At 69.3% G+C, this 18,686-nt stretch carries 16 protein-coding genes and 1 pseudogene; 9 read left to right on the top strand and 8 right to left on the bottom strand.

The window, feature by feature from the left end; genetic code table 11:
• Window positions 1-13 precede the first annotated feature (13 nt).
• Genes OG552_RS23575 through OG552_RS23585 form a run of 3 tightly spaced genes read right to left on the bottom strand, consistent with a single transcriptional unit; the run spans window position 14 to window position 1,483 of the window.
• Window positions 14-376 carry a DUF6113 family protein gene (locus OG552_RS23575; RefSeq protein WP_329136060.1) on the bottom strand — a complete coding sequence of 121 codons (363 nt, stop codon included), beginning with the start codon at window positions 374-376 and terminating at the stop codon, window positions 14-16.
• Window positions 376-1,257 carry an N-acetyl-1-D-myo-inositol-2-amino-2-deoxy-alpha-D-glucopyranoside deacetylase gene (gene mshB, locus OG552_RS23580; protein WP_329136063.1) on the bottom strand — a complete coding sequence of 294 codons (882 nt, stop codon included), beginning with the start codon at window positions 1,255-1,257 and terminating at the stop codon, window positions 376-378. The genes OG552_RS23575 and mshB overlap by 1 nt, the downstream gene beginning before the upstream one ends.
• 31 nt (window positions 1,258-1,288) lie before the next feature.
• Complete coding sequence (locus OG552_RS23585; RefSeq protein ID WP_329136065.1) at window positions 1,289-1,483, bottom strand: hypothetical protein; 195 nt, start codon at window positions 1,481-1,483, stop codon at window positions 1,289-1,291.
• Window positions 1,484-1,740: 257 nt separating this feature from the next.
• Here OG552_RS23585 and OG552_RS23590 point away from each other — a divergent pair, with 257 nt between their 5' ends.
• The 8 genes from OG552_RS23590 (at window position 1,741) to OG552_RS23625 (ending at window position 12,340) form a co-directional block, all read left to right on the top strand.
• A complete protein-coding gene (locus tag OG552_RS23590; RefSeq protein ID WP_329136067.1) occupies window positions 1,741-3,876 on the top strand; it encodes a S9 family peptidase in 2,136 nt (711 codons plus the stop codon).
• A 512-nt stretch (window positions 3,877-4,388) separates the two neighbouring features.
• Entirely contained in the window at window positions 4,389-5,417 is a 1,029-nt protein-coding gene (locus OG552_RS23595; protein ID WP_329136070.1) for an ABC transporter permease, read from the top strand.
• 104 nt (window positions 5,418-5,521) lie between these two features.
• Window positions 5,522-7,309 carry an ABC transporter substrate-binding protein gene (locus OG552_RS23600; RefSeq protein WP_329136072.1) on the top strand — a complete coding sequence of 596 codons (1,788 nt, stop codon included), beginning with the start codon at window positions 5,522-5,524 and terminating at the stop codon, window positions 7,307-7,309.
• 107 nt (window positions 7,310-7,416) lie between these two features.
• Window positions 7,417-8,400, top strand: coding sequence for an ABC transporter permease (locus OG552_RS23605; RefSeq protein WP_329136073.1), 984 nt, complete (start codon window positions 7,417-7,419; stop codon window positions 8,398-8,400).
• A 58-nt stretch (window positions 8,401-8,458) separates the two neighbouring features.
• On the top strand, window positions 8,459-9,520 hold the full coding sequence (locus OG552_RS23610; RefSeq protein WP_329136075.1) for an ABC transporter ATP-binding protein: 1,062 nt from the start codon (window positions 8,459-8,461) through the stop codon (window positions 9,518-9,520).
• A gap of 21 nt (window positions 9,521-9,541) precedes the next feature.
• Window positions 9,542-10,654, top strand: coding sequence for an ABC transporter ATP-binding protein (locus OG552_RS23615; protein ID WP_329136077.1), 1,113 nt, complete (start codon window positions 9,542-9,544; stop codon window positions 10,652-10,654).
• Window positions 10,655-10,834: 180 nt separating this feature from the next.
• Window positions 10,835-11,614, top strand: coding sequence for a hypothetical protein (locus OG552_RS23620; protein ID WP_329136079.1), 780 nt, complete (start codon window positions 10,835-10,837; stop codon window positions 11,612-11,614).
• A gap of 114 nt (window positions 11,615-11,728) precedes the next feature.
• Window positions 11,729-12,340: a nucleotidyltransferase domain-containing protein gene (locus tag OG552_RS23625; protein WP_329136081.1), complete on the top strand. Its 612-nt coding sequence runs from the start codon at window positions 11,729-11,731 to the stop codon at window positions 12,338-12,340.
• Between the two features lie 67 nt (window positions 12,341-12,407).
• On the opposite strand, the gene gap is transcribed toward OG552_RS23625, so the two are convergent.
• From gap to OG552_RS23650, 5 genes and pseudogenes are all read right to left on the bottom strand, one after another.
• Window positions 12,408-13,406 carry a type I glyceraldehyde-3-phosphate dehydrogenase gene (gene gap, locus OG552_RS23630; RefSeq protein WP_329136082.1) on the bottom strand — a complete coding sequence of 333 codons (999 nt, stop codon included), beginning with the start codon at window positions 13,404-13,406 and terminating at the stop codon, window positions 12,408-12,410.
• Between the two features lie 322 nt (window positions 13,407-13,728).
• Window positions 13,729-14,676, bottom strand: coding sequence for a GlxA family transcriptional regulator (locus OG552_RS23635; protein ID WP_329136084.1), 948 nt, complete (start codon window positions 14,674-14,676; stop codon window positions 13,729-13,731).
• Between the two features lie 131 nt (window positions 14,677-14,807).
• Window positions 14,808-15,070: pseudogene (locus tag OG552_RS23640) on the bottom strand (MmyB family transcriptional regulator); the annotation flags it as partial.
• 280 nt (window positions 15,071-15,350) lie between these two features.
• A complete protein-coding gene (locus OG552_RS23645) occupies window positions 15,351-16,016 on the bottom strand; it encodes an SUKH-4 family immunity protein (RefSeq protein ID WP_329136087.1) in 666 nt (221 codons plus the stop codon).
• A 356-nt stretch (window positions 16,017-16,372) separates the two neighbouring features.
• Window positions 16,373-17,041, bottom strand: coding sequence for a TetR/AcrR family transcriptional regulator (locus tag OG552_RS23650; RefSeq protein WP_329136088.1), 669 nt, complete (start codon window positions 17,039-17,041; stop codon window positions 16,373-16,375).
• Between the two features lie 73 nt (window positions 17,042-17,114).
• On the opposite strand from OG552_RS23650, the gene OG552_RS23655 reads away from it, so the two are divergent.
• Entirely contained in the window at window positions 17,115-18,605 is a 1,491-nt protein-coding gene (locus OG552_RS23655; protein ID WP_329136090.1) for an MDR family MFS transporter, read from the top strand.
• The last annotated feature ends 81 nt before the right edge of the window (window positions 18,606-18,686 follow it).

The raw sequence follows: 18,686 nt of genomic DNA on the forward strand, positions 1-18,686 counted from the left end.
CCTGCTTGCCAAGTCAGGCGGTATTCGGGCCTGATGGGGGCAGTTGGGGCACCGTGGCGCAGATCACCGCCAGCATCGCGCCCCCGAGCAGGTAGATGTACGGTCCGACGCCGGCCGCGAACAGGAAGTCACCTTCCGGCCGGGACGTACTGAGCACCAGAACGCACACCAGCCACACCGCGGCGGGCACCACGGCCCCGACCCGGGTCCTGGTGAGCGTCACCCCGCCGTAGAAGAGCGCCGCGCACCCGGCGAGGCCCAGCAGCAGCCCGCCGGGGAACCAGCCGTCCTGGATCAGCGCACCGGCCGCGGCGACCAGGGCGCCGAAGACACCGAGCACGACATACGCGGCGATCCGCAGCCGCCGGGCGGCCATCACGCGGCGCCGCCGGCCGGCGGCTCGAAGAGGTCGTCGGCCCAGCGGCCTTCCGGCGCGGGCAGCGCCTCGCCGCGCACCTGCCGGTAGTACTCGGAGGCGAAGTACGGCTGCCCGAGGTCGTTGGAGAGCGCGAAGAACGGGCCGTCCACCGCGATCTGGCTGGCGTGCGCGCGCATCGCCGCGGTCTTGCGGTCCTCGTACCGGGTGCCGTCGATCGCGACCGTCACCTGGTCGTCGTCGACCACGCCCGGTACGTCGTCGACGGTCGCCACGCCGCCGAAGGGGAAGTCCTTGCCGGCCTCGGCGAGCCGCCGGAAGCCGGCTTCGAGCACCGAGCGGGGGGTGCAGATCTCGTAGACCCGGGCGATCCGGTGGCCCTGGTCGGCGGCGAGTTCGTAGCCGCGCAAGGCGACCCGGTGGGCCTGGATGTGGTCGGGGTGGCCGTAGCCGCCGTTGTCGTCATAGGTGACCAGGGCCTGCGGCCGGACGTCGAGGATGACCTCGGCGAGGTGGCCGGCCGCCTCGTCCAGGTCCGCCTGCCAGAAGCAGCCGGGGTCGTCGTTCTGCTCGACGCCCATCATCCCGGAGTCGCGGTAGCGCCCCGCGCCGCCCAGGAAGCGATGGTCCTTGACGCCCAACTCCGTCATGGCGTCCGCGAGTTCACCGATCCGGTAGTCGCCGAGGGTGTTGTCCCGGTCGGCTGCCAGATGGGCCAGCTCCGGCGGGATCACCTCGCCCTCCTCGCCGAGGGTGCAGGTGACGAGGGTGACGAGCGCCCCCTCGGCGGCGTACTTGGCCATCGTGACGCCGTTGTTGATCGTCTCGTCGTCCGGATGGGCGTGGACGAGCAGCAGCCGCCTGGCGGGTAGATCGGTCATGGGTGAAGCCTACGGCTGCCGCCGGGCGCGCTCAGAACTTGATGCCGCTGATCATGGTGGCGACGTTGTTGGTGAAGTCGCTGATGGTCGGGGCGATCGACGAGGCCGCCAGATAGAAGCCCAACAGCACGCAGGCGATGGCGTGCCCGGCCTTGAGCCCGGAACGTCGGATCAGCAGGATCACGACGATCAGCAGCAGCAGCACCGCCGAAATCGAGAGTGCCACAGCGGCTCACCTCCAGGTACGCAGGGTCATGTCAGTTGCCACTCGCTTATTACCCACCCACGGCTACGGATCATAACTTTCCGTGCCACCGCATATGTCGGAGCACGGAAGCACACGGGGGCGCATGACGATATCCAGCCACCGGCCGCCGGGACGGCACCCCGGGGCGCGTACTCCGGCGCTGGTCAGGTGGTGCGCGGCGGGTCGCGCCGCAAATCCGGGGGCGATTGTCGGAGCCACCCTCTAGGGTCCTGACCATGACCCAGCTCTCATTCCCCCGGCAGAGCGCCAGGACCCAGCGGTTCAGCCTCGGGGCGCCGCGCTCCTTCGCCGTCTCCGGGGACGGGGAGCGGGTGGCGTTCCTGCGGGCCAGGTCCGGGACCGAGCGGACCCAGCTGCTGTGGGTGCTCGATCTGGTGCCCGGCGGCGGCGAACGGGCCGTCGCGGACCCGGCGGAGCTGCTGGAGGGCGGCGCGGAGCGGCTGTCGGCGGCCGAGCGGGCCCGGCGCGAGCGCAGCCGGGAGAAGTCCGCCGGCGTGGTGGGTTACGCGGTGGACGCCGCCATGGAGACGGCCGCCTTCCCGCTCTCCGGGCGGCTGTTCGTCGCCGGGCTGCGGCCGGGCGCGGCCGGCCCGCGCGAACTGATCGTGCCGGGCCCTGTGGTGGACCCCCGGCCGTCACCGGACGGGCGCTGGGTGGCTTACACGTCGGGCGGCGCGCTGCGGGTGGTGGAGACGGGCGGTTCCGGTGACCGGGCGATCGCCGAGCCGGACGGCGACGAAGTGACGTGGGGGCTGGCGGAGTTCGTCGCGGCCGAGGAGATGGACCGCAGCCGCGGCTTCTGGTGGGCGCCGGACAGTACGGCGCTGCTGGCCGCCCGGGTGGACGAGTCCCCGGTGCGGCGGTGGTGGATCTCCGAGCCCGCGCACCCGGAGCGGACCCCGGTGCAGGTGGCCTATCCGGCGGCCGGCACGCCGAACGCGGAGGTGTCGCTTGCCCTGTTCGGGCTCGACGGCGCCCGCCGCGAAGTGCTCTGGGACCGCGAGCGGTATCCGTATCTCGCGGACGTGCACTGGTCGGCGGCCGGTCCGCCGCTGCTGCTGGTGCAGGCCAGGGACCAGCGCGAGCAGTGCTGTCTCGCGGTGGACACGGCGACCGGCGGCACCGTGCCGGTGGCGACCGAGGAAGATCGAATTTGGCTTGATCTTTTTCCTGGTTCCCCGGGCCGGAACACGGCAGGCGAGCTCGTCCGGATTACGGACGAGCCCACGGACGGCGGGGCGGCCCGCGTCCTGAAGGTGGGGGAGCGGACGCTGACCGGCGGGGAGCTGCACCTGCGGGCGGTGCTCGACGTCGGCCGCCAGGACGTCCTGGTGTCCGCGTCGGCTGGTGAGCGGGCGGCGGCGCCCGAGACCGGCGAAGTGCATGTCTACCGGGTGAGCGAGGAGGGCGTGGTCCGGGTGAGTGGGTCGCCCGGCGTCCACACCGCGGTGCGCTCCGGTGAGCTGACGGTGCTCACCTCGACCGCGCTCGACCGTCCCGGCCCGCGCACGGTGGTGCTCCGCGGCGGCGTCCAGGTCGCCGAGGTGGCCACCTTGACGCAGGTGCCCTCGGTGACCGCCCGCCCGCGGCTGCTGGAGGCCGGCGAGCGCCGGATCCCGGCCGCGGTGCTGCTGCCGGCCGGTTACGCGGAGGGCGACGGCCCGCTGCCGGTGCTGCTCGACCCGTACGGCGGCCCGCACGGCCAGCGGGTGTACGCGGCGCACAACGCGTTCGCGGAGTCGCAGTGGTTCGCCGACCAGGGGTTCGCGGTGATCGTGGCGGACGGCCGCGGCACCCCGGGCCGCTCGCCGGCCTGGGAGAAGTCGATCGCCGGTGACTTCGCCGGGGTGTCGGTGGCGGACCAGATCGACGCGCTGCACGCGCTGGCCGGCGCGTACCCGCTGGACCTCGGCCGGGTGGGTATCCGCGGCTGGTCGTACGGCGGGTATCTCGCCGCGCTCGCGGTGCTCCGCCGTCCGGACGTCTTCCACGCGGCCGTGGTCGGTGCGCCGGTGACCGATCTGCGGATGTACGACACCCACTACATGGAGCGTTACCTCGGCCACCCGGACGAGCGGCCGGAGGTGTACGCGCACAACTCGGTGGTCACCGAGGACGGCGGCATCCGGGACCTGGCCGAGCCGGCCCGGCCGATGATGGTCGTGCACGGCCTCGCCGATGACAACGTGGTGGTGGCGCACAGCCTGCGGCTCTCGTCCGCGCTGCTGGCGGCCGGCCGGCCGCACCAGATGCTGCCGCTGTCCGGTGTGACACACATGACACCGCAGGAGCAGGTGGCCGAGAATCTGCTGCTGCTCCAGGTGGACTTCCTCAAGCGTTCCTTGAGTTGAGCGACGCCGCCCTGACCGGGCGGCAAGTGAGCGGCAATATCCCGCCAGGACTCACTAACACCATCAGTCCCCTTCGGCCCCCCGGCCCCTTCCGCGCCGGGAAATACCCGTCGCCACCCTTCGTAACTCCGGTCATGGACCGGGAAATAGGGTCGAGGCATGTGCGGGGGCGGCCGGCCGGGACAGCGTGACGCGCCCCGGCCGGCCTACGGCACCCGCACGGCCGTACGTTGTTCAGACTGCTACGTCCGTATATCGGAGCTGCGACAGTTAAGTTGCCTGCATGTTAACGCGGTTCGTACCGACATATCCGAATTGCCCGATGTTTTGTAACGCTGTCAAGCACGTATGGAGGACGATCTGCAAAATCTTCGCTCAAGATGCCAAACAACAAGCTTTCTTCCCACCTTCCCCCCTTGACTGGAAGTTGATTCCATTGCGAAAGTCCGGTCAACCCGCGTCGCACTACACGCGCCGCATCGCACGCTCTCGGTCCCGGGGGATGTAAACCAATGACGAGTCCAAGCCAGGCCGCCGCGGAAACCGGCGACCTCACCCTCGAGCCCGAAGGCACCCCTGGAGCCCCGGATGGAAAGGGCCCGGATCTTGCCGGGCGCACGCCCCGGCAACTCGCCTGGATACGCTTCAAGCGGGACAAGACGGGCATAGTCTGCGCGGTGGTTGTCGCACTCTTCGTGCTGATAGCCATCGCGGCACCCCTGATCACCAAGCTGTACGGCAAGAACGCGTACGACCTGTACGGTCAGGACGACGGTCTGCTGAACAGCTACGGTCTGCCGATCGGTGCCAACGGCGGCATCAGCGGCGACCACTGGTTCGGTGTCGAACCCCAGCTGGGCCGCGATGTCTTCGCGCTCCTGATCTACGGCATCCGCACCTCGCTGCTGATCGCGCTCGCCGTGACGGTCATCTCGGTGGGCACCGGTGTGCTCTTCGGCCTGACCCAGGGGTATCTGAGCGGGAAGACCGACTACTTCATGGGCCGGTTCTCCGACTTCATGCTGTCCTTCCCCAGCCAGCTGTTCTTCATCGCCTTCTCCCCGGTCGCCATCTCGCTCTTCGTGGGCGTCGGTGACCAGGAGCCCTGGTGGGTACGCCCGGTCGTGCTGATCGGTGTGCAGTTCCTGCTCGGCTGGATGAGTATCGGCCGGCTCGTGCGCGCTCAGGTCCTGAGCCTGCGCGAGCGGGAGTTCGTCGAGGCCGCCCGGATCAGCGGGGCGTCCTCCTGGCGGATCATCCGCAAGGAGCTGCTGCCCAACATCTCCAGCACCATCCTTGTGCAGTCCACCCTGATGTTGCCGGTGTTCGTCACCGCGGAGGCGGGCCTGTCCTTCCTGGGCGTCGGTATCCTGCCGCCCACTCCGGACTGGGGCCTGATGTTCCAGACCGGCGCCACGTTCTACAAGAGCGACATCACCTTCATGTTCTTCCCCGGCATCGCGATGGTGATCTTCGTGGTCGCCTTCAACCTGCTCGGGGACTCGGTCCGGGACGCTCTCGACCCCAAGACCCTCCGCTAGTGCGCTAGTCCGATCAAGTTGTCCAGGTCGTCGGAACCGGCCCCAGCACTGCGGGCGCGGACCTCGGCATCGATGGCAGTTAAGTCACTGACAGGCAGGAATTCATGAGAAACAGCAGAGCACGCTTGGCCGCGGCCATCGTGGCGGCCGGCGCGCTGTCGCTCACCGCGGCGTGCAGCAGCGGCGGCGGTGGCGGCGACACGGGGTCCAAGGGTGGGAGTGCCGCTCCCACGAAGGCGCCGGTGCCGAACTACGGTCTGGGCACCGCGGCCGACTCGACCGGTCCCGCTCCCGCGGTCCCGGGCGCGGTCAAGGGCGGCACCGTGCAGGACCTGGACCAGGCAGGTTTCGACTACCTGGACCCGGCCCAGCAGTACGTCAGCGACCAGCTGTCGGTCTCCACCCTGTACTCCCGTACCCTCACCGGGTACAAGATCGACCCCTCCAGCGGGAAGACGATCCTGGTCGGCGACCTCGCCACCGACACCGGCAAGATGTCGGACGGCGGCAAGACCTGGACGTACACCCTGAAGGACGGGCTGAAGTACGACGACGGCACCGCCATCACGTCGAAGGACATCAAGTACAGCATCGAGCGGCTCTACGCCGACTTCGAGACCCAGGGCCCGCAGTACATCCAGTCCTGGCTGTACGGCCCCGACTACCGCAAGCTGTACAAGGGCCCGTACTCCGGCCAGGAGATCCCGGACAGCATCCTGGCGACGCCGGACGCGAAGACCATCGTCTTCCACTTCAAGGACGTCCACACGGACGCCCCGTACGCCATGGCCATGCCGGTGACCGCGCCGGTCGAGAAGTCCAAGGACGACAAGGCCGCGTACAACAACCACCCGGTCTCCTCCGGCCCGTACAAGATCGCCTCGTACAAGTCCGGCAAGTCGCTGGTCTTCGAGCGCAACCAGTACTGGGACCCGAAGACGGACCCGATCCGCAACGCGTACCCGGACTCGTGGAACTTCAACCTGGGTATCCAGCAGCCGGGTCTGACGCAGCGCATCATGGCGGGCGCCGGCACCGACAAGAACGCGATCGACCTGTCCGGTCTGGCCGACCCGTCGCAGATGAGCTCGCTGGTCAGCGACCCGCAGTACAAGTCGCGGACGGTCAACCAGTACCAGCCGTACGTCGAGACCCTCGACATCAACACCAAGCGCATCACCGACGTCCGGGTCCGCCAGGCCATCGCCTACGCGTTCCCGATGTCCCAGGTGCAGCAGGCGCTCGGCGGCGCGGCCCAGGGTGACCTCGGCACCACGCTGCTCAGCCCGACCATCGCCGGCTGGAAGGCGTTCGACCCGTTCGGCAAGCTCGCCAAGCCGACCGGTGACATCGACAAGGCCAAGGCGCTGCTCGCCGCGGCCGGCCAGCCGCACCCGAAGCTGGTCTACCCGTACGCGAACACCCCGAAGTGGCAGAACGCGTCGCTCACCATCGCCAACGCGCTGGAGAAGGCCGGCTTCCAGGTCGTCCGCAAGGCCATCGACCCGACCTCGTACTACACGGTCGTCGGCAAGGTGAACAACCAGTACGACATCTACCGCACCGGCTGGGGCGCGGACTGGCCGAACGCCTCGACCGTGGTCCCGCCGACCATGGACGGCCGTAACCTCGCCGACGGAACGAACAACTACTCGTTCCTGAACGACCCGCACATCAACTCCGAGATCGACCGCATCAAGGCCGAGACGGACATCACCAAGCAGTCCAACGACTGGCGGACGCTGTCGGAGTACTCGCTGCAGAAGGACACGGCGCAGGTGCCGTTCCTCTTCGACAAGTACTTCAACATCTACGGCTCCGGCCTGGGCGGCGTCACCTACAACTCGGTGGTCGGCACGATCAACGCCAACACCGTGTTCGTCAAGCAGTAGCCCCGCGACGGGCGGCCGGCCCCGGCTGAGAATCCTCAGCCGGGGCCGGCCGCCCGCGGATCGGACCGCGCGGCCGCCGCCCGCCGCCCCCACGGAAGAGCCCCTCGATGCTCCGTTTCCTCTCACGACGCGTACTTGGCGCGATCGTCATTCTTGTGCTCATCAGCCTGGTCACGTATCTCTTGTTCTTCGTGCTGCCCTCGGACCCGGCGCTGCTCGCCTGTGGCAAGAACTGCTCCAACAAGGACCTGGTCGCCGCGATCCACCACCGCATGGGGCTGGACCAACCGATCTACCAGCAGTACTGGAACTACATGAGCGGCATCTTCGCCGGCCGCCACATGCCCGACGGGCAGAACTGCCCCGCACCGTGCTTCGGCTTCTCCTTCGCCAACGACCAGCCGATCTGGCCGACCATCGCCGACCGCTACCCGACCACGCTGTCGCTGGCCATCGGCGGCTCCGCCGCGTTCCTGATCATCGGCGTCGGCCTGGGCATGCTCTCGGCCTGGCAGCAGGGCAAGACCTTCGACCGCGTCGCCAGCTCCATCTCGCTGGTCGGCAACTCGGTGCAGATCTACTTCATCGGCCCGCTGGCCATCGCCCTCTTCGCCGACAATCTCGGCTGGCTCAACCACGGACACGACCCGACGTGGTCCTCCGACCCCACCGGCTCGTTCTCCGGTCTGGTCCTGCCCTGCCTGGTCATGTCGGTGATCTTCTGGTCCAACTACAGCCGGCAGACCCGCTCCCTGATGGTCGAGCAGCTCGGTGAGGACCACATCCGCACCGCCCGCGCCAAGGGCATGGGCTCGAAGTACGTCTTCTACAGATACGCGCTGCGCGGCGCCGCCGCGTCGATCATCACGATCTTCGGTATCGACCTCGGGTCCGTCTTCGGCGGCGCGATCATCACCGAGGCCACCTTCGGCCTGCACGGGCTCGGCACGCTCGCCGTCAACGCGGTCTACACCGCGGACCTGCCACTGGAAATGGCGGTCATGCTCTTCAGCGCCAGCGCCATCGTGATCTTCAACATCGTCGTCGACTCCGCGTACGCCCTTATCGACCCGCGGATCCGGCTCGCCTGACGGCGGCGTCACCTCCCCCCGCCGCGACCAGCGCACCATCCCGTAGGAGAACCCGCCCGTGACCACTTTGACGAAGCCCGAGGCCGAACCGACGCCTCAGGGATCCGAGCACTTCCTCTCTGTGCGCGATCTGTACGTCCAGTTCGCCACCGAGGACGGCACCGTGAAGGCCGTCGACGGGCTCTCCTTCGACCTTGACCAGGGCAAGACCCTCGGCATCGTGGGCGAATCCGGCTCCGGGAAGTCCGTGACGAACCTGGCCATCCTCGGCCTGCACAACCCGCGCAACACCACCATCTCCGGTGAGATCGTCCTGGACGGCCAGGAGCTCACCGGCGCGTCCGAGCGGACGCTGGAGAAGCTGCGCGGCAAGAAGATGTCCATGGTCTTCCAGGACTCGCTGACCGCCCTGTCGCCGTACTACACCGTCGGCCGGCAGATCGCCGAGCCCTACATGAAGCACATGGGCGCCTCCAAGAAGGAAGCCCGCGCACGGGCGATCGAGATGCTGGCCCGGGTCGGCATCCCGCAGCCCAAGACCCGGGTGGACGACTACCCGCACCAGTTCTCCGGCGGTATGCGCCAGCGCGCGATGATCGCCATGGCCCTGGTCTGCGACCCGGCCCTGGTGATCGCCGACGAGCCGACCACCGCGCTGGACGTCACCGTGCAGGCCCAGATCCTGGACCTGCTCAAGGACCTCCAGCAGGAGAGCGGCACCTCGATCATCCTGATCACCCACGACCTCGGGGTGATCGCCAACACCGCCGACGATGTGGTGGTGATGTACGCGGGCCGCGCCGTGGAACGCGGCACCGTCCGCGACATCCTCAAGACGCCCGAGCACCCCTACGCCTGGGGCCTGCTGGGGTCCATACCCCGGCTGACCGCCTCGGTCGACGTCCCGCTGATGCCGATCCCCGGGTCGCCGCCCAGTCTGCTCAACCCGCCGTCCGGATGCCCCTTCCACACCCGGTGCGCGTTCACCGGCGAGGTGCCCGGTGACCGCTGCACCACCGAGCGGCCGCTGCTGCCGGCCGGGCGGGGCTCGGCGTGCCACCTCACGCCGGAGCAGAAGCAGACCATTTTCACAGAGCAGATCCAGCCGCGGCTGCGCTGACCACGAGTCGAGGGAATAGCAATGAGTGAACAGACCCTGGACAAGGTCCCGGCACCGCGTCCCGCCTCCGGCGAGACCCTGCTGGAGGTCAGCGGGCTGGAGAAGTACTTCCCGATCACCGGCGGCGCGCTCTTCCGGCGCCGGGTCGGCGACGTACGGGCCGTCGACGGCGTCGACTTCACCATCGGCGCCGGTGAGTCGCTGGGCATGGTCGGCGAGTCCGGCTGCGGGAAGTCCACCACCGGGCGGCTGGTGACCCGGCTGCTGGAGCCCACCGCCGGCAAGGTCAGCTACGCCGGGCAGGACATCAGCCACCTCAGCCGCCGCGAACTGGCGCCGATCAGGTCCGAGATCCAGATGATCTTCCAGGACCCGTACGCGTCGCTGAACCCGCGGCAGACGGTCGGCAGCATCATCTCCGCGCCGATGGAGATCAACAACGTCAACCCGGCCGGCGGCCGGGAGCGGCGGGTCCGGGAGCTGCTGGAGATCGTCGGCCTCAACCCCGAGCACTACAACCGCTTCCCGCACGAGTTCTCCGGCGGCCAGCGGCAGCGCATCGGCGTGGCCCGGGCACTGGCCCTGGACCCGAAGCTGATCGTGGCCGACGAGCCGGTCTCCGCGCTCGACGTGTCCATCCAGGCGCAGGTCGTCAACCTGCTGCAGAACGTGCAGAAGGAACTCGGGATCGCGTTCCTCTTCATCGCCCACGACCTGGCGATCGTCCGGCACTTCTCGCAGCGCATCGCGGTCATGTACCTGGGCAAGATCGTGGAGATCGGCGACCGGGACTCGATCTACAACGGCCCCCGCCACCCGTACACCCACGCGCTGCTCTCCGCGGCCCCCGAGGCCGACCCGGACGACGACGGCAGGGAGCGGATCCGGCTGGCCGGTGACGTCCCGTCGCCGATCAACCCGCCGTCCGGCTGCCGCTTCCGCACCCGCTGCTGGAAGGCGCAGGACAAGTGCGCGACGGAGGAGCCGCCGCTCGTGCAGATCAGCGGGAACGCGGACGGTCACCTGACCGCCTGCCACTTCCCGGAGGAGCCGACGATCGCGGCGCGGGACGAGGACATCGTCCTCGACCCGGCACTCGTCGCGATCGAGGAGGAGACTGACAAGACCCTTTGACCCGGGCTCAGTCCACCCTCCGCTCGGAAACGGCCCGTACCCGGGACACCCCAGAACCACCCCGGGTCCGGGCCGCTTCACGCGCCGGGCGGTACGTCCGTAGAGTGTGCCCGTTCGTGTGTTCGTGTGTTCGTGTGGTGGTGTGTTCGTGTTTTCAGAGGGGCTTGAGGGGGCGGCGGCGTGATCACCGAGCCGGAGCTGTCCGGAGCATCAGGTCCCGAGCGGCCGGTTGACCTCGTCAGTGACACCGCCGGGAGCGTTCCCGGCGGCGGGCGGCGGCGGCCGTGGTGGTGGGCGCTCGGCGGGGTCGTCGTCGCCTCCGCGGTGTGGGGCGCGGTGCTCCAGGGCACCGGGTACGGTCACACCGCCGCGCCTGACCTGCACGGATACCACATATCCGACGGTCTGTGCGCCGCGCAGAACCTGCAGCCGCTCACCGACGCCATCAGCACGGGGTACATCCCGGGGGACACGCCGGTGGTGGACAAGGGCGCGGCGCTCGACCACTTCAGCTGCGACGTGACGGCGTCGATGCCCAAGGGCGACGGCTGGAAGACGGTGTACGACGTCCGGGTGACCGTCGATCTGCACAAGAAGACCGATCCCCGGGCCGAGTTCGCCGACATCAGCCGGCTGCTGGTGCCGGCGGACGCGTTCCTGCCGTCCGACGACGTGATCTTCGTGACCGACCCGCACGAGAAGCGGGTGCCGGTGACGGGGATCGGTGACCGTGCGGTCGGCACGTCGGGTACGACCCGGCAGGCGCTCACCGTGCTGCACGGCGGGGCGGTCATCTCGCTCAACGTCAGGGCGGCGACGGTCTGGGGCGAGGTCGGTGACGCGCCCGGCACGAACGAGGGGACCACGGAGATCGGCCCCCAGCCGGACATCTCGGGCCTCACCGCGACGGTGACCCGGACGGTCCGCCACGTCATGCGCACGCTTTCCACCACCCCGTGACGGGGCGCCCGCGCTGCCGGTGGCCGAGCAGTTCATGATCTCTTAACCAACCGGGCGGTGGCGCAGGGCCGTTGGGAGTGGGCCGGGTGCCGCCGCGTCCGCCATGATGGCTCCGTGACGCCTACCGAGACCCCTCTGGGCCCCTGGGAGCCCGCGCCCCTGGCCGAGGTGGCCGCCCTCTTCGCGCCGCTCCGGGTGCCGTGGTGGATCGGTGGCGGCTACGCCATCGAGCTGGCCGTCGGTCACACCTTCCGCGCGCACGACGACATCGACGTGGTGCTGCTGCGGCGGGACCAGCTCGCCGTCCAGGACGTGCTGCGGGACTGGGAGTGGTGGGCGGCCGACCCGCCGGGCAGGCTGCGGCCGTGGCACGCCGGGGAGATCCTGCCGTTCGGCGTCCACGACGTGTGGTGCCGGCCCGGGTGGGACGAACCCTGGCGGATCCAGGTGATGTTCGACGAGGCCGAGGGCGAGGAGTGGGTCTCCCGGCGCAGTGCGGCGCTCCGCCGCCCGATCGCGCAGGTCGGCGCGGTCTCGCCGGGCGGCATCCCTTACCTGGCACCGGAGTTGCAGCTCTTCTACAAGGCGGCCCACCCGCGCCCCAAGGACGAGCACGACTTCGCGACGGTGCTTCCGTTCCTCACCCCCGCGCAGCGCCGGTGGCTGGCCGACGCGCTGACGCGGACGTACGGCCCCCACCCCTGGACCGCGCCGCTCCGGGCGTGAACGGGGGGCGGGGCGGCGGAGAGGCCAGGGGGAGGCGCGGGGGCGCGGAGGGGCGGCGGCCGGTGGTTCAGGCGCGGGCGAGCAGTTCGAGGGTGTCGATGACGCGGTTGGAGAAGCCCCACTCGTTGTCGTACCAGGCCACCACCTTGACGTGCTTGCCGTGGACGCGGGTGAGGGCGGCGTCGAAGATCGAGGACGCCGGCTGACCGGTGATGTCGCTGGAGACCAGGGGCTCGTCGGCGTAGTCGAGGATGCCCTTGAGGGGGCCGTCGGCGGCGGTCCGGTAGGCGGCGAGCACCTCGTCGAGGGTGACCTCGCGGGAGACCGTGGTGTTCAGCTCCACCAGGGAACCGACCGGGACCGGTACGCGGATCGAGTCGCCCGACAGCTTGCCGTCGAGGTTCGGCAGCACCAGGCCGATGGCCTTGGCGGCGCCGGTGGTGGTGGGCACGATGTTCACCCCGGCGGCGCGGGCACGGCGCAGGTCGCGGTGGGGGCCGTCCTGGAGGTTCTGCTCCTGGGTGTAGGCGTGCACCGTGGTCATGAAGCCGTGCTCGATGCCGGCCAGGTCGTCCAGTACGGACGCCAGCGGTGCCAGCGCGTTCGTGGTGCAGGAGGCGTTGGAGACGATCACGTGCTCGGCGGGGTCGTAGGCGTCGGTGTTCACGCCGTAGGCGAGCGTGACGTCGGCGCCCGCGGAGGGGGCGCTCACCAGTACGCGCTTGGCACCGGCCTTGAGGTGGGCGCGGGCGGCTTCCGCGGAGGTGAAGCGGCCGGTGGATTCGAGCACGATGTCGACGCCGAGTTCGGCCCACGGGAGGTGGGCGGGCTCGCGTTCGGCGAGCACCTTGATGCGGTGGCCGTCGACCACGAGGTCGGTGCCGTCGACCTCGACGGAGCGGCCGAGGCGGCCGACCGAGCTGTCGAACTTCAGCAGGTGCGCGAGGGTCTCGGGGGCGGTGAGGTCGTTGACGGCGACCACTTCGAGGTCGCTGTCGCGCTGCAGCAGGGCGCGGAGGGTGTTGCGTCCGATGCGGCCGAATCCGTTGATGGCGATGCGGGTCATGGCGATTCCTTTCGTCCGCCTCCATCGTCGGCAACCGCGCGGCGGACCGGCCATGGCCTGAACGACAGCATGCGCAAGGATCACGCCAGACCTCTGGCCATGGTCCGCAAGGATCTCGCCAATGGCCTGCGGCCTCGCCGAACCAGCCCGTACCCGTGCCGGCTTGCTGCCCGGACCCGTACCCGTGCCGGCTTGCTGCCCGGACCCGGCTCCGTACCGCCCGCTGCCCGGACCCCGCCCCGTACCGCCCGCTGCCCGGACCCGGCTGCCCGGCTCGGGCCTCCACCTCCCCCTGAGCCGAGCCGGGCCGGGCCGGCGGGGGTCAGGCGCTGAAGGTGTGGCGGTATTCCGTGGGGGAGGTGCCGAGGATGCGGTGGAAGTGGAGCCGCAGGTTCGCGCCCGTGCCGAGGCCGACCCGGACGGCGATCTGCTCCACGCCGAGGTCCGTGCGCTCCAGCAGTTCGCGCGCCAGGTCCACCCGGGCCCGGAGTACCCACTGCATCGGCGTGTAGCCGGTGTCCTCCGCGAACCGCCGCGAGAACGTACGCGCCGACACCCGCGCGTTGCGGGCGAGCGCTTCGAGAGTCAGCGGTTCTGCCAGGTGCGCCAGCGCCCACTCCCGGGTGCCCGCGAAGAGGTCGCCGAGCGGTTCCGGCACGCTCCTTGGGACGTACTGCGCCTGCCCGCCGCTGCGGTACGGCGCCGCCACCAGCCGCCGGGCCACGTGGTTGGAGAGCCCGACACCGTGGTCACGCCGTACCAGGTGCAGGCACAGGTCGATGCCGGACGCCGCCCCGGCCGAGGTGAGCACGTCACCCTCGTCCACGAAGAGCACGTTCTCGTCCACCCGCACCAGCGGATGCCGTTTCGCCAGGGACTTCGTGTAGTGCCAGTGGGTCGTCGCGCGCTTGCCGTCGAGCAGGCCGGTCGCCGCCAATGCGAACGCCCCCGTCGAGATGGCCGCCAGGCGGGTCCCCCGCTCGTGCGCGGCCGTCAGCGCGGCCACGACCGCGGGTGGTGGCTCGGTGGTCGCCGGCTCCCGGTAGCCGGGGATGAAGACGGTGTCGGCGTGCGCCAGGGCCTCCAGACCGTCGGCCACGTGGTACGACAGGCCGTCGCCGCCGGTCACCAGCCCGGGCGCGGCGCCGCACACCCGTACCTCGTACGGCATGCTCGGCCGGGCGGCGAACACCTGCGCCGGGATGCCGACGTCGAGCGGCTTCGCGCCTTCGAGTACGAGGACGGCGACATGGTGGTTCCCGCGACCCATCGGGCCTCCTCCAACTCTCCCGCGCGCCCGCCACCACACGGGGCACCGGACGCCGACCCGTCACCGAGCGGGGACACCCGCGCGCCCCCGTGACCTCGATGACACCTACCGCAAGCATCCTGCCACCGGTTTCAGCGGGGCACGTCCACGCGCCGGATGCCGATGACCGAGCGCAGCCGCAGCGCCTCCTCGGACGAGGGACCCGAGGAGCCGGGGCCGGCGGTACGGATCACCACCTGCTGGTCCCGGTCCCTGGTGTCGAGGCAGTCGCAGTTACGGTGACCGGGCCAACCAACCGGTGCCGGAGCGCCCTGCGGAGAGTCGGCTCGGCGCACACGTGGTGGGAGGCCCACACCCGGGCGAACTCCGCGCCCGCGGCCGGGAGTCCGGCAACTTCGCGGCCTCTCGTCCTTCGTGACCGGCACCGTCATCCGCGCCGCCCGCGCCTGAGCCGGTACGGCCGCGGTCGGCTGACGGCCGGTGCAAGCTCTGCGGCCGGAGTGTCCGCCGCACCGGAGTCGACCGCTGGTGGGCCAGGGTATGCGTGGGCCGGGACGGCCTTGCACCACGATCACTTGAGACACCCGCAATAAGCAACGGTGGCCCTTTTATCGCCGTTGCGACAGGACCATGCCGCTTGATAGCGACAGATACCTACCGCTCGGACTGACTGCCTACTCCACGATTTCTCTGATCAGGTCGGCCCACGGATACCTTCCTTCAATTTTCCCAATTGCAGACGGATCGATGGCCAGAATCTCCTTCCTGACGGCCAGATGAATCATCTCTCTCTTTTCGAAGTACACATTGACCTCGTTCTCGGTTGGTCTTGATGGGAGTTTCACCGAGTCCAGCACATTCCATATCGAATACCAGCGCCAAGCAAGTTCGCAGAGCTTCTCAACCGATGAAGCGAGGAACCGCGTATTTCGAATCTCATGATGCGGGTATTCTTTCCAGAACCAGTCCGGGTACGACCGGGAGAGGAGGGGGTCGAAGTCCACGGACAGCACACTGCCTCCCCCGACCTCCACGCCCGCTATTTTTTCGTTCGACAAAGCCCCACTGGGCGACCAGCTTCCCAGAATGTACAACTTTCCGGCATTAATTCCAAAATCCGCCGCATCCTGAGGCGTATCGATCGTCTTTGCATGTCGTGGGATGTCCAGGGAGAGGTTGAAGCTGGTGGGAAGACCCCATTCAACAAGGGCTCGTTGGCTGCTCGCAGGAATTTCCCAGTCGTAGACCCATGATTTTGCTGACGTTCGATCATCTTCATTGATCAGAGATTCAATCGGGGCGCGGAAAATCGCCGAAATCCTGCCTGCTTCTTCATTCACTTCGTCTCCCAGGGGTTTGACGCATGTCATCCCGCGCGCCCAGTTTAACGGCACAGCGCCTTTCTCGGCTCAGTGCTGTGGATTGGCCTCGATCTTTCGTGACGGTCCGTCGGTTTCTCCGGCGGGCCGTTTCGGTTGTTCGGGCTGGTGATGGTCAGGCGGGTGGCCCGGCTCTCACGTCGGGTGGGCGCCGGGTTCCACGGCTCCGGTGGGGCGGTGCTGTTCCCAGGGACAGGAATGCTCCGGGGTCCGGACGCGCTCGCGGACTTCAGGCCGTGCGGCCCGTATCGGGTTGAGCGCCTCGGGTCCGGACGCGGTGAGGGGTGGGCTGGTGGTGGTGCCGCTTCGGGAAGGTCTCAGGCCCGGTTCACGGAGTGGGTGGCGCCGTAGGCGCGGACGAAGGCACGGGCGCCGTCGATCATCGTGGTCCGGAGTCGTTCCTGGTCCACGGCGAGCGGGTTCGGCTGCTCGTTGAAGGCCAGGAGCACCGTGAGGGCAAAGAAATGGTCCGTCGCGCGCCGCGGGTCCTCCGCGTCGAGGAGCCCGAGCTCGGTGAAGTGCTCGATGCGTTCGGCGATGGCGTTCTCGACCGTCGCGGTCTCCACGTCGTCGTCCGCGGTCGGGTCTTGCCAGCGTCGCTGCGCGACCAGTGCCCAGACGGCGGCGTATTCGACGGAACCGACAAGCCCGACGCCGAAGTCGATGGCGGTCGACGTCAGCGCCTCCTCCAGGTGAGCCGTGGTGGCGATGCCGGCGTCATCGCCGAGATGCGCGCCGATCACCTTGCGGGCGAAGGCGTCCAGCGACTCCGTCGCATCGGCGATGATCGCGCGGAACAGCCGCTGCTTGTCGCCGAAGTAGCTGTAGACGGTGGCCTTGGAGACCTGGGCCTTGGCGGCGACCGCGTCCATGCTCACCCGGTCCACGCCGTGGCTGACGAACAGGTCGCGCGCCGCCTCAATGACGGCCCGGCGCTTCGCGGCGGATCCCTCGCTCAGAAGGTGAACCGGCTTGGGCTCATTCATCCCGCCACCCTACACGCGCCAGACTGAACCGTTCAGTCTTGGCGATTTGAACTAGACGGTTTAGTCTGAATCCATGACGACGACCCAACAGGCCCCTGCGGACGCCCGCGTGCCGCAGCGGCGGCTGAACCTCATCGGCGTGGTCCTGGTCCTCGGGATCTTCACGACCCTGCTGGACACCACGATCGTGAACATCGCGATCGACCACCTGCACACCACCTTCGACGCCTCGGTCGCCAGGACCCAGTGGGTGGCCACCGCCTACCTGCTGCTCTACGTGGCGGTGATCCCTGTCAGCGGATGGGCCTCGGAGCGATTCGGGGCACGCAACGTCTGGGCCTTCTCCGTCGCGGTCTTCCTCTTCGGCTCGGTCCTGTGCGGCCTGGCGACCTCGCTGCCGATGCTGATCGCCTTCCGTGCGCTGCAGGGCATCGGAGGGGGCATGGTGATCCCGCTGTCCTTCTCGATCCTCACCCGCGCCGCCGGCCCCGAGCGGATCGGCAAGGCCATGGTCGCGATCGCGCTCCCGGCTCAGCTGGCCCCGGTCCTGGGTTCGGTGCTCGGCGGACTCATCCTCCAGTACTGGTCCTGGCACTGGATGTTTCTCATCAACGTCCCGGTCTGCGTCGCGGCCCTCGCCCTCGTCCGGTTCCTTCCCACGATCCCCGGCCGGCCCGGCGACCGGCTGGACGTACTCGGCTTCGTGCTGCTGACCCCCGGCGTCATCGCATTGGCCTACGGCATCTCCGAGGCCACCGGCAGCAACGGCTTCGCCGCCGTGTCCGCTTGGCTGCCCCTGCTGATCGGTGCCGTGCTCATCGCCGCGTTCATCCGGCATGCGCTGGCCTCGCGGGGCAAGCCACTCATCGACGTGCGCCTGTTCGCGCGACGCAGCTTCGGTCTCAGCAGCGTCATCACCTTCATGGCCGGGTTCTCCACCTACGCCCTGACCCTGCTGCTGCCGCTGTTCTACCAGCAGCTACGCGGCGAAAGCGTGCTGGCCACCGGCCTTTTGCTGATACCCCAGGGTGTCGGCACGACGATCTTCTTCCTTCTCGCCCGCCCCGTCGCCGCCAGGCTCGACGGACGCGTCGTCGTCGCCGGCGGCGTCGCGCTGACCATGGTCGGCACCCTGCCCTTCGCCTTCGCGGACCTCCACGGAGGCGAGGTCCTGCTGCTGGCCGGCCAGCTCCTGCAGGGCATCGGATTCGGCGCCGCCATGTTCCCGGTCATGACCCTCGCCTTCGGCAGCCTCAGCCACGACGAGGCCCCAACTGGCAGCGCGGCCTTCAGCGTCGTCCAGCGCGTGGGAGCACCCTTCGGCGTCGCCGTCATCGCCGTGATCCTGCAGAACCACCTGAACACCGCCCACACCCCCGGCCAAGCGCTTTCCGGGTTCGCCGGCACGTTCTGGTGGACGTTCGGCCTGAGCGTCATCCCGCTCGCCCTCGCCTTCCTCATTCCCAAGAAGCGCCACGAGATACGCGCGGAGGATCCGGAAGACGCGGAGGACGCCGAAGTCACCCTGCTCGACGCGGAGAAGCTCGGCCCCGCCGCCGAATGACACCGCCACTCGCCCGCGCGCCCCAGCCCGCGCGCCCCAGCCCGCACGCCCCGGCCCGCCCGGCAGCGGACCGCCCGAGCC

It is taken from the genome of Streptomyces sp. NBC_01476 (assembly GCF_036227265.1).
Lineage (GTDB): Bacteria > Actinomycetota > Actinomycetes > Streptomycetales > Streptomycetaceae > Actinacidiphila.

Bases quoted from the DNA above. Each gene is read 5' to 3' on its own strand.
- OG552_RS23600 (WP_329136072.1), top strand. From the start codon at position 5,522: ATGAGAAACAGCAGAGCACGCTTGGCCGCGGCCATCGTGGCGGCCGGC.
- OG552_RS23590 (WP_329136067.1), top strand. From the start codon at position 1,741: ATGACCCAGCTCTCATTCCCCCGGCAGAGCGCCAGGACCCAGCGGTTC.
- OG552_RS23595 (WP_329136070.1), top strand. From the start codon at position 4,389: ATGACGAGTCCAAGCCAGGCCGCCGCGGAAACCGGCGACCTCACCCTC.
- OG552_RS23605 (WP_329136073.1), top strand. From the start codon at position 7,417: ATGCTCCGTTTCCTCTCACGACGCGTACTTGGCGCGATCGTCATTCTT.
- OG552_RS23615 (WP_329136077.1), top strand. From the start codon at position 9,542: ATGAGTGAACAGACCCTGGACAAGGTCCCGGCACCGCGTCCCGCCTCC.
- gap (WP_329136082.1), bottom strand. From the start codon at position 13,406: ATGACCCGCATCGCCATCAACGGATTCGGCCGCATCGGACGCAACACC.
- mshB (WP_329136063.1), bottom strand. From the start codon at position 1,257: ATGACCGATCTACCCGCCAGGCGGCTGCTGCTCGTCCACGCCCATCCG.
- OG552_RS23575 (WP_329136060.1), bottom strand. From the start codon at position 376: ATGGCCGCCCGGCGGCTGCGGATCGCCGCGTATGTCGTGCTCGGTGTC.
- OG552_RS23650 (WP_329136088.1), bottom strand. From the start codon at position 17,041: ATGAATGAGCCCAAGCCGGTTCACCTTCTGAGCGAGGGATCCGCCGCG.
- OG552_RS23635 (WP_329136084.1), bottom strand. From the start codon at position 14,676: ATGGGTCGCGGGAACCACCATGTCGCCGTCCTCGTACTCGAAGGCGCG.
- OG552_RS23655 (WP_329136090.1), top strand. From the start codon at position 17,115: ATGACGACGACCCAACAGGCCCCTGCGGACGCCCGCGTGCCGCAGCGG.